At 72.1% G+C, this 14,421-nt stretch carries 11 protein-coding genes; 4 read left to right on the top strand and 7 right to left on the bottom strand.

Translation table 11 applies throughout. The features are described from left to right. Positions 1-41: 41 nt before the first annotated feature. Positions 42-1,088: an ABC transporter substrate-binding protein gene (locus A6A25_RS25100; protein ID WP_083668646.1), complete on the bottom strand. Its 1,047-nt coding sequence runs from the start codon at positions 1,086-1,088 to the stop codon at positions 42-44. A gap of 389 nt (positions 1,089-1,477) precedes the next feature. On the opposite strand from A6A25_RS25100, the gene A6A25_RS25095 reads away from it, so the two are divergent. Both A6A25_RS25095 and A6A25_RS25090 read left to right on the top strand, forming a co-directional pair. Beyond that, complete coding sequence (locus tag A6A25_RS25095; RefSeq protein ID WP_274534338.1) at positions 1,478-3,568, top strand: cellulase family glycosylhydrolase; 2,091 nt, start codon at positions 1,478-1,480, stop codon at positions 3,566-3,568. Positions 3,569-3,673: 105 nt separating this feature from the next. Then, a complete protein-coding gene (locus A6A25_RS25090) occupies positions 3,674-3,991 on the top strand; it encodes a hypothetical protein (protein ID WP_073893859.1) in 318 nt (105 codons plus the stop codon). Here A6A25_RS25090 and A6A25_RS25085 read toward each other — a convergent pair. Together A6A25_RS25085 and A6A25_RS25080 are read right to left on the bottom strand one after the other, a co-directional pair. Next, positions 3,988-5,847, bottom strand: a complete 1,860-nt coding sequence (locus A6A25_RS25085) for a HEAT repeat domain-containing protein (protein ID WP_143193381.1) — start codon at positions 5,845-5,847, stop codon at positions 3,988-3,990. The genes A6A25_RS25090 and A6A25_RS25085 overlap by 4 nt on opposite strands. 43 nt (positions 5,848-5,890) lie before the next feature. Next, positions 5,891-7,891, bottom strand: a complete 2,001-nt coding sequence (locus A6A25_RS25080) for a hypothetical protein (RefSeq protein ID WP_073893853.1) — start codon at positions 7,889-7,891, stop codon at positions 5,891-5,893. Positions 7,892-8,123: 232 nt separating this feature from the next. Here A6A25_RS25080 and A6A25_RS25075 point away from each other — a divergent pair, with 232 nt between their 5' ends. Together A6A25_RS25075 and A6A25_RS25070 are read left to right on the top strand one after the other, a co-directional pair. Further along, a complete protein-coding gene (locus tag A6A25_RS25075; RefSeq protein ID WP_073893888.1) occupies positions 8,124-8,960 on the top strand; it encodes an alpha/beta fold hydrolase in 837 nt (278 codons plus the stop codon). Then, entirely contained in the window at positions 8,953-9,516 is a 564-nt protein-coding gene (locus A6A25_RS25070) for a TetR/AcrR family transcriptional regulator (protein WP_073893891.1), read from the top strand. The genes A6A25_RS25075 and A6A25_RS25070 overlap by 8 nt, the downstream gene beginning before the upstream one ends. Before the next feature lie 12 nt (positions 9,517-9,528). Here A6A25_RS25070 and rhaS read toward each other — a convergent pair whose 3' ends face one another. The 4 genes from rhaS to A6A25_RS25050 are packed head-to-tail and all read right to left on the bottom strand — an operon-like array spanning position 9,529 to position 14,238. Further along, positions 9,529-10,611 carry a rhamnose ABC transporter substrate-binding protein gene (gene rhaS, locus A6A25_RS25065; RefSeq protein WP_073893850.1) on the bottom strand — a complete coding sequence of 361 codons (1,083 nt, stop codon included), beginning with the start codon at positions 10,609-10,611 and terminating at the stop codon, positions 9,529-9,531. Between the two features lie 45 nt (positions 10,612-10,656). Then, a complete protein-coding gene (locus A6A25_RS25060; protein ID WP_083668645.1) occupies positions 10,657-11,691 on the bottom strand; it encodes an ABC transporter permease in 1,035 nt (344 codons plus the stop codon). Continuing rightward, on the bottom strand, positions 11,681-12,727 hold the full coding sequence (locus tag A6A25_RS25055) for an ABC transporter permease (protein WP_073893847.1): 1,047 nt from the start codon (positions 12,725-12,727) through the stop codon (positions 11,681-11,683). Before A6A25_RS25055 ends, A6A25_RS25060 begins: the two co-directional genes overlap by 11 nt. After that, a complete protein-coding gene (locus A6A25_RS25050) occupies positions 12,724-14,238 on the bottom strand; it encodes a sugar ABC transporter ATP-binding protein (protein WP_073893845.1) in 1,515 nt (504 codons plus the stop codon). The genes A6A25_RS25055 and A6A25_RS25050 overlap by 4 nt, the downstream gene beginning before the upstream one ends. Positions 14,239-14,421 lie beyond the last annotated feature (183 nt).

Genomic DNA, 14,421 nt, shown 5'->3' with positions numbered 1-14,421 from the left:
AATCATGACCTACTACCAGGCCGAAGATTTGGAGACACGCCCTAGTCGATCACGAGGTCGCCGGACACCGGGACGAGCGGTGAGCGGCGGTTGTCCACGACCGCCGGCGACGGTCGTGGACCGCCCCGCCACTGCCCGCCCGCCAACGGGATCGTGGCCACGCCGGGCACGGGCCCGCGGGTCCAGTCGAGCACGCCGGCGATCGTCGCCAGCCTGGTCCCCGCCAGCACGTCGGCGACCGCGGCGGGCGAGTCGGCCTCGCTCACCGCGTGCACGGCCACCTCGAACAACGCGTGCGCCAGGCCGAGCGGCTGCAGCCACGGCGAACCGGTGGCCTCCTCGTACGAACGCGCGAGGTCGCGCGGTGTCCGGCCGCCGCGGCCGACGTGCTCGTGCTCCGGCGTCCACGACACGATCGTGGCGACCCCGTCCAGCCTGTGCCGGGCCACGCCGAACGGGTAGGTCAGCCACCGCGAGCACGTCACCAGCCGGGGCCGCCGGGCGTGCACCACGGCGGCCAGGTCGGCGGCGGTCGCGGCGCTGGTCACCACCTCCACCTCGCCCACGGCGGGCACGACGCCACTGGACTCCCGGTACGGCAGGTCGACCAGGTGGTGCCCGCGCGCCGCGGCGACGGGCGCGAACCACCGCCGCAGCGCCACGCCCTGCGGCCCGTCGTTCCACACGCACCCGACGGTCCGCGCGGGGCCCAGGCGCTCCCACAGGTCGGCGAACACGGTCGCGATGTCGTCCAGGCCCCAGCAGAAGTGGAACGCCGGACCCGGCCGCCGACCGGCGTCGAACACCTGCCAGGGCAACGTCGTGGACACGCACGGCACGTCGTGCTCGGCGCAGGCGTCCACCACGGCGGGCAACGTCGTCGTGCCGCCCAACGTCACCACGACCCGCACCCCGGCCTCGACCAGCGAACGGGTCGCCGCACGGGCACCCTCGGCCGTCGAGCCGCTGTCGCGCAACACCACCTCCACGGGCCACGGCAGCGCGCCGGCGACGTACTCCAGCGGCGCGCCGAGCGGCGACAGGCGTCCGGTCGTCGCGAGGACTACTCCGATCTTCTGGCGTGCCACAGCGGCAACCTAGCGACGGCACCCGTGCCACGATCGGGCGATCCCCCGCCCGCGTTTCGACGACCCGACGTCGAATTCGTTCGACGGTTTTGTCGAACGACGCACCCGGCGCGGTCGAATGGGGTCGACTTCCGGCGATGATTCCGAATTGGCCGACCGGGTCGCCGAGTCGATTACCGTCGAAACCCTTGCGTCACCCATCCGTTACCGCCAACATCATGGCGAGGCAGCGCTGGAACACGCCGCCACGCCCGGTCAGCCGGCCGTGGCGGGCAGATGCGCCGGGCGGCGACCGGCGCATCCGGATTTCCCACTGCGGCCGGTCCGATCGCCCGCGCGCGTTCGGTTCCCACCCCCTCCCGCTGCCGCACGCGATTACGAGGAGCGTCATGGCCGATATGCGCGACAAGCTGAGAAAAATCCGTTGGCGGGTTGGCCTGCTGGCCACCGGAATGGCCTCGTTGCTCGCGGGCATGGGTGTTGTCGCGGTGACCGACGCCCAAGCGGCGGCGGGGTGCCGGGTGGTGTACTCGGTGCCCAGCCAGTGGCAGGGCGGTTTCACCGGCAACGTCAACGTCACCAACCTGGGCGACCCGATCACCGGCGGGTGGCGGCTCACGTGGGCGTTCCCGTCGGGCCAGACGGTCACCCAGGCCTGGAACGCCACCGTGACCGCGTCGGGCGGCCAGGTCACCGCGACCAACGTCAGCTACAACGGCAACATCCCCACCAACGGCTCGGTGTCGTTCGGCTTCAACGGCTCGTGGACGGGCTCGAACACGGCCCCGTCGTCGTTCGCGCTCAACGGCGTCACCTGCACCGGTGACACCACGACCACGACAACCACCACGACGACCACCACCACCACGACCACCAACCCGCCCGTGGGCGACGCCATGGCGCGGGTCGCGGAGATGCAGCCGGGCTGGAACCTGGGCAACTCGCTCGACGCCGTCGGCAGCGACGAGACCGCGTGGGGCAACCCGCGCATCACCGAGGCGCTGCTGGACAACGTCCGGGCCCAGGGCTTCAAGAGCATCCGGATCCCGGTCACGTGGAGCGCGCACCAGGGCAGCGCACCGAACTACACGATCGACGCGGCGTACATGGCGCGCGTCAAGGAGGTCGTGAACTGGGCGTTGGCGGACGGCTTCTACGTCATGATCAACATCCACCACGACTCGTGGCAGTGGATCAACGCCATGCCGACCGACCGCACGAACGTGCTGGCCCGCTACAACGCGGCGTGGACGCAGATCGCCTCCGCGTTCCGGGACGCCTCGCCGAAGCTGATGCTGGAGAGCGTCAACGAGCCGCAGTTCGCCAACAGCTCCGGTGACGCCCAGAACGCGCAGCTGCTGGACGAGCTCAACAAGTCGTTCCACCGGATCGTGCGCGGCTCGGGCGGCAACAACGCCACCCGGCTGCTCGTCCTGCCGACCCTGCACACGTCGTCGGAGCAGGCACGGGTGGACGAGCTGGTGGCCACGTTCAACGCGCTCAACGACCCGAACCTCATCGCCACGTTCCACTTCTACGGCTACTGGCCGTTCAGCGTGAACGTGGCGGGCGGCACGAAGTTCGACGCCACCGTGCAGAAGGACCTGACCGACTCGTTCGACCGGGTGGCCAACGCGTTCGTGGCGCGCGGCATCCCGGTCATCCTGGGCGAGTACGGGCTGCTGGGCTTCGACCGGCACACCGGCACCGTCCAGCAGGGCGAGAAGCTGAAGTTCTTCGAGTTCCTCGGCCACTACGCCCGTGCGAAGAAGATCACCACGATGCTCTGGGACAACGGCCAGCACTTCGGCCGCACCTCGTTCCAGTGGAGCGACCCGGAGCTGATCGCACAGATCAAGTCGAGCTGGACCACCCGGTCCGGCACGGCGTCGTCGGACCAGGTGTTCAGCGCCAAGTCCTCGGCGGTCACCGACAAGACGCTGACGCTCAACCTCAACGGCACATCCTTCGCCGGGCTGCGCCACGGCACCACCGACCTGGTGCGGGGCACCGACTACACCGTCAGCGGCGACCAGCTGACCATCAAGGCGGCGACGATCACCCGGTTGAGCGGGTCGCGGCCGTACGGCGTGAACGCGTCGCTGTCGGCCCGGTTCTCGGCGGGCGTGCCGTGGCGGATCGACCTGGTCACCTACGACACGCCGGTGCTGTCGAACGCGACGGGCACGACCAGCGCGTTCGCCGTGCCGACCCAGTTCCGCGGCGACCAGCTGGCCACGATGGAGGCCAAGTACGCGGACGGCAGCAACGCCGGGCCGCACAACTGGACGTCGTACAAGGAGTTCGACGTCACGTTCGCGCCCGACTACGCGGCGAACGCCACGAAGTTGAAGCCGGAGTTCTTCGCCGAGGTCACGGACGGCTCGCGGGTGACGCTGACGTTCCACTACTGGAGCGGCGCCAAGGTGACCTACTACGTCACCAAGTCCGGCACGTCGGTCACCGGCACCACCGCCTGACCCGTCCTGCCCTGCGGAAGACCGCGCGGCCCGGAGCACGGGCCGCGCGGTTTTCGCGTAGTGCTACTCATGCGGCGCCTCCGCCGGTCGAGCGAGACTGGCCGCGTGATCGAAGTCGAGCGGCGGAAGCGGCCGGGAGTGGCGTTCGCGGGTTTCCTGGTGTCGTTCGCCCTGCAGGTGGCACTGGTGGCGGCGTTCCGGACGGACTACCTCGCGGACGCCGGCTGGCAATCCGGCGAGTACGCGGACGCGTTCATCGGGATCGCGGCTGTCTCGGTCGTGGTGGGGCTGGTGATCAAGTTCTTCGGGCCGCCGTGGAACTCGGTCGGCACCGGGCTGGTGATCGCGGGCACGCTGGGCTTCGTGCTCCTGGTCGCGTTCGTCGTGTGGGTGCTGGTCGCCTGGTCGCAGATGAGGTCCTAGAAGGCCGCGAGAACGTCCCGGCACAGCCGCTGCAGCTCTTCGTCGGCCACGACCTGGTCGCTGCTCCACCCGCTGCCCGTCGACGTGTGCCGCCTGCGCCGCGCCAGTTCCTCGCGCAGCATCGGCGCGGCCGGGGCCGCCGCCGGGCCCATCTCGGCCAGGCAGCGGACGACCGCGACCCGCACGTGGGGGTTTCTGTGCCAAGCGGCGGTCAGCAGCGGCAACGCGGCCTCGGCGTCACCGGCGGCCCGCCACAGCGCCCGCGCCACGTGCAGCTCCCGCCACCCGGCCGGGTCCGGCCGGTCGAGCAGCGCCCGCAGCGCGGGCAGGTATCCGGCGGCGGCAGGCCCGAGGTCGGCGATCACCTCCACCGCGGTGACGCGGTCGAGGTGGCCCAGCAGGGTAGGCAGCACGCGGTCCGCGTCGCCCTCCACCCGCCACAGAGCGGCCGCGGCATCGACCGCGACCCGGGGCTCGGCGTGGCCGAGCAGGTCCCGCAACGCCGGCGCGGCCACAGCGGCGTGCGCGCCGAGTGCCCGCAGCGCCCGCAGGGCCGCGCGCTCGGGCAGGTGCCGCACGATGTCCGGCACGGCGGACGCCGCGGCCTCACCCAGCTCTCCCAACGCCACCAGTAGACCGTCGTGCGCCGAGTCAGGAGTCCACCGGTCACGCAGTCGGGCCCGCACCAGCGGCACGAAGCCGGCGGCGAGCGGGCCGAGGGCGCGCACGACGTGACCGATGTCGGTGGGTGGTTCCGGGCGTTCGAGCGCCCAGAGCACCGGCTCCACCGCACGCGGGTCGCGCGACGCGGCCAGCGCGCGCACCGTCGGCCCGGTCGTGGACGAGCCGGGGCGCCAGGTCGTGATCCACGCCGGTGGGCCGTCCCGAGTGGTGTGCGGAGCTTCCCGTGGTGCCGCGTCGATGCTGCGCGCGAGCGCGTCGGCGGCGGGCCCGGCGACGGGACCGAGGTAACGCAACGCGGTCGCGGCGACCGGTGGCAAGCGTGGTTCCGGGGACAGGAGTTGGTGCCCGATCAGACGGACGAGCTCCCGGTGGTCACCGCGCCAGTGCTCGATGACGGGCTCGGCGGCCTGGACGGCGTCCAGCCGCGCCGCCCAGTCGGCGGACTCCAGCAGCGGGACGAGCAACCGGGTGCGGTCCTCGACCCGGTCCTCAAGCCTCCCGCTGAGCCTCGTCAGCAGGCGGTACGCGCGCCGATCGGCCACCTCCCGCCCCGCGGGTCCGACGGTCGGGGCGTCCTCGGCGTAGAGCTGCGCGAACCCCTCCACCGCGACCGACGGCACGTCGTCGGGCAGCGCCTTCGGGGCGAACCCGGCCAGCTCGGCCAACGCGGCGAGCCGAACCGCCGGGTCGGCGTGCTCCACGGCTACGCCCGCGAGCCGCGCGGCCACACGCGACCCGGCCTCCGCCGTGAGCCCGCCGCTCGCACCGATCGTCCCGAGCGCCACCACGATCGCGGCCCGCACGTCGGCATCGGTCTCGACCGGCAGCCGCTCGCCCAACTTCCCGACCGCACGCGCGGCATCCCCACGGCACACCGCCAGCGCCTCGCACGCGGCGGCCCGGACGGCCGGCTCCGGATCGTGCAACAGGCTCGCGAACAGCGGGAACGCGGCCCGGACCGCCTCGACGACCCGCTCCTCGGCAGGCCCCGGCTCCCCGTCCCGCGCACCGACGGCGGCCAGGAGCTCGACCACCTCGGCCCGTCCCGGCAGGTCGGCTCGCCCCGCCGCCGCCAGCAGGAACGGGATCACCGCGAGGATGCCGCCCTGGTCGTGCAACGCGTCGTACATGTCGTCCAACGCCGACTCGCGCACCGCCGGATCCTCGGACACCAACCCGCGCACCGACTCCGGAACTTCCACCGCCGGGGACAAGTCAGGAGGCCAAGCCCGCGAGCACGTCACGGCACAGCCGCAGCAGCTCTTCGTCGGCCAGGACCCGGTCGCTGCCCCACCGGCCGAAGGCGGTCGTGTGCCGCCGTGGCCGCGCCAGTTCCTCGCGCAGCAACGGCGCCGCCGGTGCCGCCGCGTGGCCCATCTCGGCCAGGCAGCGGGCGACCCTGACGCGGATGTGGACGTGGTTGTGCCACGCCGCGGTCAGCAGCGGCAGCGCGGCCTCGGCGTCGCCCGCCGCCCGCCACAACGCCTCGGCGACGTGGACCACGTACCACCCGTTCGGGTCCAACCGGTCCAGCAGGGTCCGCAGCGCGGGCAGGTGCGGGGCGGCGGCCGGACCCAGTTCGGCGATCAGTTCCAGCGCCGAGGGATGGTCGAGGCGGCTCAGCAACGTCGGCAGCACGCGGTCGGCGTCCCCTTCGACCCGCCACAACGCGGCAGCGGCGGCGATCGCGATCCAGTCGCGGTCGTGGTCGAGCAGGCGGCGCAGCGGGCGTGCGGCCCGGGTCGCGTGTGCGCCGAGTGCGCGGAGCGCGTTCAGGGAACCGGACTCGGGCAGGTACCGCACGATGTCCGGCACGGCGGGAGCCGCTGCCTCCCCCAGCTCACCCAGGGCCAGGAGCAGGCCGCCGCGGCAGGAGTCGCGACGCAGCCGGGCCCGCACCAGCGGCAGCAACCCGACCGCGAGCGGGCCGAGTGAGCGCACGACGTGACCGATGTCGTCGGGTGGTTCACGGCGCTCGAGCGCCCACCGCACCGGCACCAACGCCCTCGGGTCGCCCAACGCGGCCAACGCGCGCACCGTCGGCCCCGTGCTGGACGAGCCGGACTCCCACGTCGTGATCCAGGCAGGCGGCCCCTCTTCCCTGGTGTGCGGGGCTTCCGGCGGTGCCGTTTCGATGCTGCGCGCGAGCGAGTCGGCGGCGGGCGCGGCGACGGGACCGAGGTCTTTCAGCGCGGACGCGGCGGCCGGCGGCAGCCGCGGTTCCGGGGCCAGGAGCTGCTCCCCGATCAGCCGGACCACCTCGCGGTGATCACCACGCCAGGCCTCGACCAGGTATCTCGCCACCCGGACCGCGTCCAGCCGCGGTTCCCAGTCGGCGGACTCCAGCAGCGGCACCAGCAGCCGGGTGCGGTCCTCGACGCGGTCCCCGAGCCGCCCGCTCAGGTCGGCCAGCAGGCGGGACGCGCCGGGTGCGCGCCGACCGGACGCCTCCTCTTCCGCGCGCACGCGCAACTCGCCGATCAGCGTCGGGGTGGTGAAGCCCGCAGGTTCGGTGGTCGGGGTGCCGGCGGCGTAGAACCGGGTGAACTCGGCCAGCGCGACGGTCGGCACGTCGTCCGGCAGGGCGTCCGGCGCGAACTCGGCCAGCTGGACCAGCGCGGTGAGCCGCACCGACGGATCGGGGTGGCGGGCGGCCGCGTCCGACAGCCGTTCGACCAACGCCGGCACGGGCAGTCGCGCGCCGAGCCGACCCAACGCGGCCACGATGGCGGTCTGCACATCGGTGTCGGTCTCCAGCGACTGGCGCTCGCCCAGCGCGTCGGCGATCCACCCGGCGTCCGCCCGGCACACCGCGTACACCTCGCACGCGGCTTTCCGCACAGCCGGTTCCGGGTCTTCCAGCAGGGGCGCGAGCAGCCCGAACGCGTCGGCGACGGCATCGACGGCGCGCCGACCCCACTCGTCGTACGCCTCCTCCGGGTCGCCGATGCTCGCCAGGTACTCGACCACCCCGGCGCGTCCCGGCAGGCCGGGGCGACCGGCCACCTCCAGCAGGAACGGGATCGCGGCGATCGTGCTGTCGAAGACGCTGCCCTGGTGGTGCACGGCGCCGTACATGTCGTCCAACGCCGACTCGCGCACCGCCGGGTCGCCCGACACCAACCCGCGCACCAACTCCGGCACTTCCACCGCCGGGCCGTACGCGTGGGTCAACGAACTCCAGTCGACGTCGTCCAACCCGACGAAGAGGTCCACCCGGCGAGAGTAGTGAACCGACGACGGGTCAGCGGTCGGATTGGTGGATCGATCGACTTGACCCCCACCCCCGCACGCGACCGGCACCGGACGCCTCGTCATGTCCATGTCGAGGTGATCAGTGGCCTACCGCGGGCGCGGGCGGGGTTGGTCCCTCCTTCGCGGTCGGTTGACAACTGTGGCTAATGACATTAGCTTTTGAGCTACAGCCATTAGCGGTGAGGGGATGGACATGACGCAGTTCCTGGAGGTCGACGGCGGTCGGCTCGCCTACGACGTGATCGGCGAAGGGCCGCTGATCGTGCTGGCACACGGCATGGGCGACAACCGGGCCGCCTACCGCGAGATGGCCGTCCGACTGGCCGACGCCGGGTACCGGGTCGCGAGCGTGGACCAGCGCGGCCACGGCGAGTCCAGCGCCGGTTGGACCTCCTACAGCCGTACCGACTCGGCGGCCGACCTGCTCGCCGTGGTCAGGCACCTGGGCGGTCCGGCCGTGCTCGTGGGCCACTCGTTCACCGGCGGCTCCGTCACCATCGCGGCCGCGCGGGAGCCCGAGTCGGTCAGCGCCATCGTGCAGATCAGCCCGTTCACCCGGGCTCAGCAGGTCGACTTCGGCGGCCTGCTCTCCAATCCCCGCTACCGCAAGGGGATGGCACTGCTCATGGGCGCGGGGGTGTTCCGCAGCGTCGGGCTGTGGAAGCGCTACCTCGACCACGCCTACCCCGGCGTCAAGCCGGCGGGCTTCACCGAACACGTCGCCGCGCTCGACGCGGACCTGCGCAGGCCCGGCCGGATGGCGGTGGTGGGCCGCATGGGCATGTCCCCGCCCACCGACGCGGGCGCCAGGCTCGGCGACATCCGCTGCCCAGCGCTGGTCGTCGAGGGCTCCCTGGACCCCGACTGGACCGATGCCCGCGCCGAAGGCGAAGGCATCGTGGCGGCCATGCCGCCAGGGTTGGGCCGGGTCGAGGTGATCGAAGGGGCGGGCCACTACCCGCACGTGCAGTTCCCGGCCGAGGTCGCCGCGGCGGTCCTGGCCTTCCTCGGTGCGGGCACCCGTGGCTAGGGCGGCGCTGTCCGCGGGCGCGGTGGTCGACGTCGCGCTGCGCCTGGTCGACGAAGAGGGCCCGGCCGCGCTGACCTTGGCGGCCGTGGCCTCCCGCGCGGGCGTGGCCACGCCGTCGCTCTACAAGCACGTCCGCAACCTGGCCGAGCTGCGTGCACTCATGTCGGTGCAGGTCATGGACGACCTGGCCGAGCGGATCGGCGCGGCGGTGCTCGGCAGGTCCGCCGACGACGCGATCCGCGCCCTCATGACGAGCTGGCGCGAGTACGTGGTGGAGTACCCGCACCGCTATTCCGCGCTCGTCCAGGCACCCGAACCGATGGTGGCGCGGGCCGGGCAGCGGCTGGTCGACATCATGCTGGCCGCCCTGCGCGCGTACGGCATGGAGGACACCGAAGCCATCCACGCGACCCGCTGCCTGCGCGCGGCCATGCACGGCTTCGCCGTGCTGCAAGCGGAGAACGCGTTCCAACGACCCGAGAAGCTGGACGAGACCTACGACCTGCTGATCCACATGGTGGTCACCGGACTCCGCACTCCCCTCCGCCGCACGTGAGCGCCCACGGGCTCAGAAGTCGAACTGGTCGATGTTGGCCTGGTCGAACACGGTGGGCGGGCCGAGCACGATCACGCCGTCCTCGCCGATGGTGTACTCGCCGAGCTTGCCCGCCTTGAACTTCTCGCCCTGCGCGCCGGTGATCTGCCCGGAGGCCAGTGCGGCGCCGGCGTAGGCGGCGAGGTAGCCGAGGTCGGCGGGGTTCCACAGGGCGAACGCCTTGACCGTGCCGTCCTTGACGAACTCGCGCATCTGGTTCGGCGTGCCGAGGCCGGTCAGCGCGACCTTGCCCTTGTACTCCGAGCTGGACAGGTAACGCGCCGCGGCGGCGACACCGACCGTGGTCGGCGAGACGATGCCCTTCAGGTCGGGGTAGGAGCGCAGCAGGCCCTGGGTCTCCTGGAACGACTTCTGGTCCTCGTCGTTGCCGTAGGCGACCGTGACGATCTCGATCTTGCTGTACTCGGGCTTCCGCAACTGCTCGCGCATCAGCTCGATCCACGCGTTCTGGTTGGTCGCGTTCGGCGTCGCGGACAGGATCGCGATCTTGCCCTCGCCGCCGATCTGCTCGGCGATCAGCTCGACCTGGTTCTCCGCGATGCCCTCGGCGGTCACCTGGTTGACGAACACGTCGCGGCACTCGGGCTTGGTGTCGGAGTCGAAGGTGACGACCTTGGCGCCCGCCTGCCGGGCGCTGTTGAGCGCCCCGCAGATCGCGTTGGGGTCGTTGGCGGAGGTCACGATGACGTCGGTCTGCTGCTGCGACAGCGTGTTGATGTAGCTGACCTGGGACGAGGCGCTGGCCTCGGAGGGGCCGACTTCCTTGTAGTTGCCCTTGAACTCCTCGACCGCGCTCTTGCCGCCCCCGTCGGCCACGGTGAAGTACGGGTTGTTCACCTGCTTGGGCAGGAAGGCCACGTCCAGCCCTTCGGTCAGAGGCGCGTCGGGGTTGGCCTGGCCGGTAGCCTGGTTGCCTGCGGGGTTGGCGTTCTCTTGGGACCCGCGGGTGGTGCCGCCGCAGGCGGAGACGGCCAGCACGGTCATCGCGGTGGCGGTGATCAAGCCGAGGCGCAGGGTGCGCGTGAGCTGGGACATCGGCGTTCCTTTCACGGCGGATCTCGCAGTCGGGGGTGCGGTGGGTCAAGCCGGGTGCCGTGGTCGGCGTCGCAGGCGTGTGCGGCTCATCGCGACCACGTTGGGCACGACGACCGAGGCGATGAGCAGTCCGCCGGTCACGATGTTGAGCGTGTCGGCGGCGACGTCGGCGAGTTGGAGGGCGTTGCGGACGGCGCCGAGCAGCAGCACGCCGAGCAGCACGCCCAGCAGCGTGCCGCGACCGCCGAAGATGGAGACACCGCCGAGCAGAACCGCGGCGACGACGGCCAGCTCCAGGCCCGCGGCGTTGTCGGCCCGCGCGCTGGCGTACCGCAGCGTCCAGTACACCCCGGCCAGGCCGGACACCGCGCCGGAGGCGACGAACAGCCAGAACTTCGCGCGGGCGACGCGGATGCCGGCGAACGTCGCCGCCTCGGCGTTGTTGCCCATCGCGTAGAGGGACCGACCGAACGGCGTCGCGTGCAGCACCACGCCGAACACGACCGCGAGCACGACCGTGACCACCGCGGCCCACGGCACGGCGCCGTCGGCGACGGTGCTGCTCGCGGCGTCGGTCCACCGGAACGGGAAGTCCGCCACCGCCTGGTCGCCAAGCACCACGAACGCCAAGCCCCGGTACGCGGCCAGCGTGCCGATGGTCACCGCGAGCGAGGGCAGCGCGAACTTGGTCACGAAGACCGCGTTCACCGCGCCGAGCACCGCGCCGAGACCGATGACGAGCACCACCACCAGCTCCAGCGGCAGACCCGCCACCCACAGCTGCCCCATCACCGCACTGCACAGCCCGAGCGTGCTGGCCACCGACAGGTCGATCTCACCGGTGATGACGATCAGCGTCAACGGCAGCGCGATCAACGCGATCGCGACCACGTCCAGCAGCAGGAACTGCAGGTTCCGCCCACTGGCGAACCCCTCGACCAGCACCCCGGCGAGCACCACGACCGCGGCGAGCACCACGAGGAGCGCGGTGTCCCACCGGACCAACGCCGAACGCAGCACCCCCGAGGTCGTTTCGGTCGGTGGAGCCGGAACGTCCACCGCCGCCAGGTCACGCGCCATGGGACGACCTCCCTCGCAAGCGGTTCGCCGCCCGGACGGCCAGCAGCCGGTCCAGTCCGATCGCGGCGAGGATGAGACCGCCCACGACGGCCTGCTGCCAGAACGGGTTGATCCGCAGCACCGCCAGGGAGCTGCCGATGGTGGTCAGCAGGAGCGCGCCGAGGGCGGCGCCGCCGACGCTGCCGCTGCCGCCGAAAATGGCCACGCCGCCGACCACGGCCGCGGCGACGACCTGGAGTTCGATGCCCGTGCCGACGGTGGCGTCAACGGTGCCGAAGCGCGCCGCGTACAGCACACCGGCGAGGCCTGCGAGGGCGCCGCAGAGCACGAAGGAGGTGAAGACCCGGCGCCCGACCGGGATGCCGGACAGCCGCGCGGCGGCAGGTTCCGAGCCGATCGCGTACAGCTCGCGCCCGCTGCGGTAGGACCGCAGGTAGAAGCCGACGACCAGCATCACGACCACGGCGATGACGGCGAGCACGGGGATGCCGAGCACGGTCCCCGTGCCCAGGCCGAGGAACGAGCGGGGCATGTCGGAGGCGTTGATCTGCCGGCCCTGGGCCCACGAGTGGTCGATGCCGCGGAACGCGTAGAGCGTGCCGAGGGTGATCACCAGGGCGGGCACGCGCGCCGCGGCCACCAGCACGCCGTTGACCACACCGCACACCGCGCCCAACCCGACGCCGACTCCGATCGCGACCGCCGTCGGCGTCCCCGGCGCGGAGCTGAGCAACTCGCCGGTCGCGAACGCGACCAGGCCGAGCACCGCGCCGACCGACAGGTCGATGTTGCGGGAGATGATCACCACGGTCTGCCCGACCGCCAGGACCACCAGGACCGCCGCACCGAGCAGCAGGTCCCGCAGGCTCTGCGGAGACAGGAAGGCGGGGTTGTCCAACGTGGTCACGAGCACGAGCAGCACGAACGCCACGACGATGCCGAACTCCCGCGCCGACCACAGCTTGTGGACGAACCGGGTCCTGCTCACGTCCGCTTCCAGCAGTGGCGCGCCGGACACCGCCGGTCGGGTGCTCACGCAGCCGCCTCCTTCCGGCCGGTGGCCGCGAACATGACCGCTTCCTCGGTCGCCTCGTCATGGGAAAGCTCGGCGGTGATCCGCCCTTCGTGCATGACGAGCACGCGGTCGGCCATCCCCAGCACCTCGGGCAGCTCGGACGACACCATGACCACCGCGACACCGTCGGCGGCCAGCCGCGAGAGCAGCCGGTGCACCTCGGCCTTCGTGCCGATGTCGATGCCGCGGGTCGGCTCGTCGACGATCAGCACGCTCGGACCGGTCGCCAGCCACTTGGCCAGCACGACCTTCTGCTGGTTGCCGCCGGACAACGTGCCGACCGCGTCCGCCAGCCGCCCGTACTTGACCCGCAACCGCTTCGTCCACTCGCGAGCGGACCGGCGTTCGCGCCCGCCACCGAGCAGGCCGAGGCGGGACAGCGGCTTCAGGCGGGTGAGCGTCGCGTTGCGCTCGATCGACATCTCCATCACCAGGCCCTGCTGGCGGCGGTCCTCCGGCACCAGCGCGATCCCGGCGGCCACCGCGGCGGACGGCGAGCCGGCCGCGAGCCGCTCGCCCGCCACCCGGACCTCTCCCGCGTCGTAGCGGTCGATCCCGAACACCGCGCGCACCACCTCGCTGCGACCGGCACCGACGAGGCCCGCCAAGCCGACGATCTCACCTGCCCGCACCGAGAACGCGATGTCGGAGAACACGCCTTCACGGGTCAGGCCGTCGACTTCCAGCACGACGTCACCGGGCTCGACGTCCTGCTTGGGGAACAACGTCGAGACGTCGCGCCCGACCATCCGCCGCACGACCTGGTCGACGCCCAGGTCGGCGACCGGATCGGTGGACACCCACGTGCCGTCGCGCATCACGGTGAGCCGTTGGCACAGCGAGAACACCTCGTCCAAGCGGTGCGAGATGAACAGGACCGCGGCGCCTTCTTCGCACAGGGCGCGTGCCACCGTGAACAGCCGCTCCACTTCGACACCGGACAGCGCGGCCGTCGGCTCGTCCATGACCAGCACGCGCGCCTGGAGCGACAGCGCCTTCGCGATCTCGACCAGCTGCTGGTCGGCGATCGACAGGCCACGCGCGGGTCGGTCCGGGTCCAGGCGGACGCCGAGCCGTTCGAACAGCCGCACCGCCTCGGCCCTCATCGCGGCCCGGTCGATGCGCCGGAACCGGTCCAGCGGCTGCCTCCCCATGAAGATGTTCTCGGCCACCGACAGGTCGGGGAACAGCGTCGGTTCCTGGTAGATCACCGCGATCCCGGCCGCCTGCGCCGCGGCGGGCCCGGCCAACCGCTGCTCCACGCCGTCCATCACGATCACGCCGGTGTCCGGTTCGTGCGCACCGGCGAGCATCTTCACGATCGTCGACTTGCCCGCACCGTTCTCCCCGACCAGCGCGTGCGCCTCGCCGCCGTGCAGCGGGAACGACACGTCGCGCACGGCCGCCACAGCGCCGAACGACTTGGAGACACCCCGCACCTCCAGCAGTGGAGTCCCGAGTTCTCCGTGCATCCGGCACCTCCCGACTGAAATGTTTCAGTTCGCTGGATCGGCGAACCCGCGCGCCACGCCGAGGTCGGGGACTGCACGGGTTCCTGGTGGACGGCCGGCGCGTGCACCTCGCCCAACTGCAGGGGGCGCGACGCCGCGCAGTACCCGCGCGGCCTGGAACGACTTGCTGACGTCGCGGAGCTG

It is taken from the genome of Saccharothrix sp. CB00851 (assembly GCF_001905065.1).
In the GTDB taxonomy this organism is placed as follows: Bacteria; Actinomycetota; Actinomycetes; order Mycobacteriales; family Pseudonocardiaceae; genus Actinosynnema.
This window is presented reverse-complemented; position numbering and strand designations above follow the sequence as displayed.

Excerpts from the sequence above, each read along its gene's own strand:
- A6A25_RS25095 (WP_274534338.1), top strand. The coding sequence starts at position 1,478 with ATGGCCGATATGCGCGACAAGCTGAGAAAAATCCGTTGGCGGGTTGGC.
- A6A25_RS25075 (WP_073893888.1), top strand. The coding sequence starts at position 8,124 with ATGACGCAGTTCCTGGAGGTCGACGGCGGTCGGCTCGCCTACGACGTG.
- rhaS (WP_073893850.1), bottom strand. The coding sequence starts at position 10,611 with ATGTCCCAGCTCACGCGCACCCTGCGCCTCGGCTTGATCACCGCCACC.
- A6A25_RS25060 (WP_083668645.1), bottom strand. The coding sequence starts at position 11,691 with ATGGCGCGTGACCTGGCGGCGGTGGACGTTCCGGCTCCACCGACCGAA.
- A6A25_RS25050 (WP_073893845.1), bottom strand. The coding sequence starts at position 14,238 with ATGCACGGAGAACTCGGGACTCCACTGCTGGAGGTGCGGGGTGTCTCC.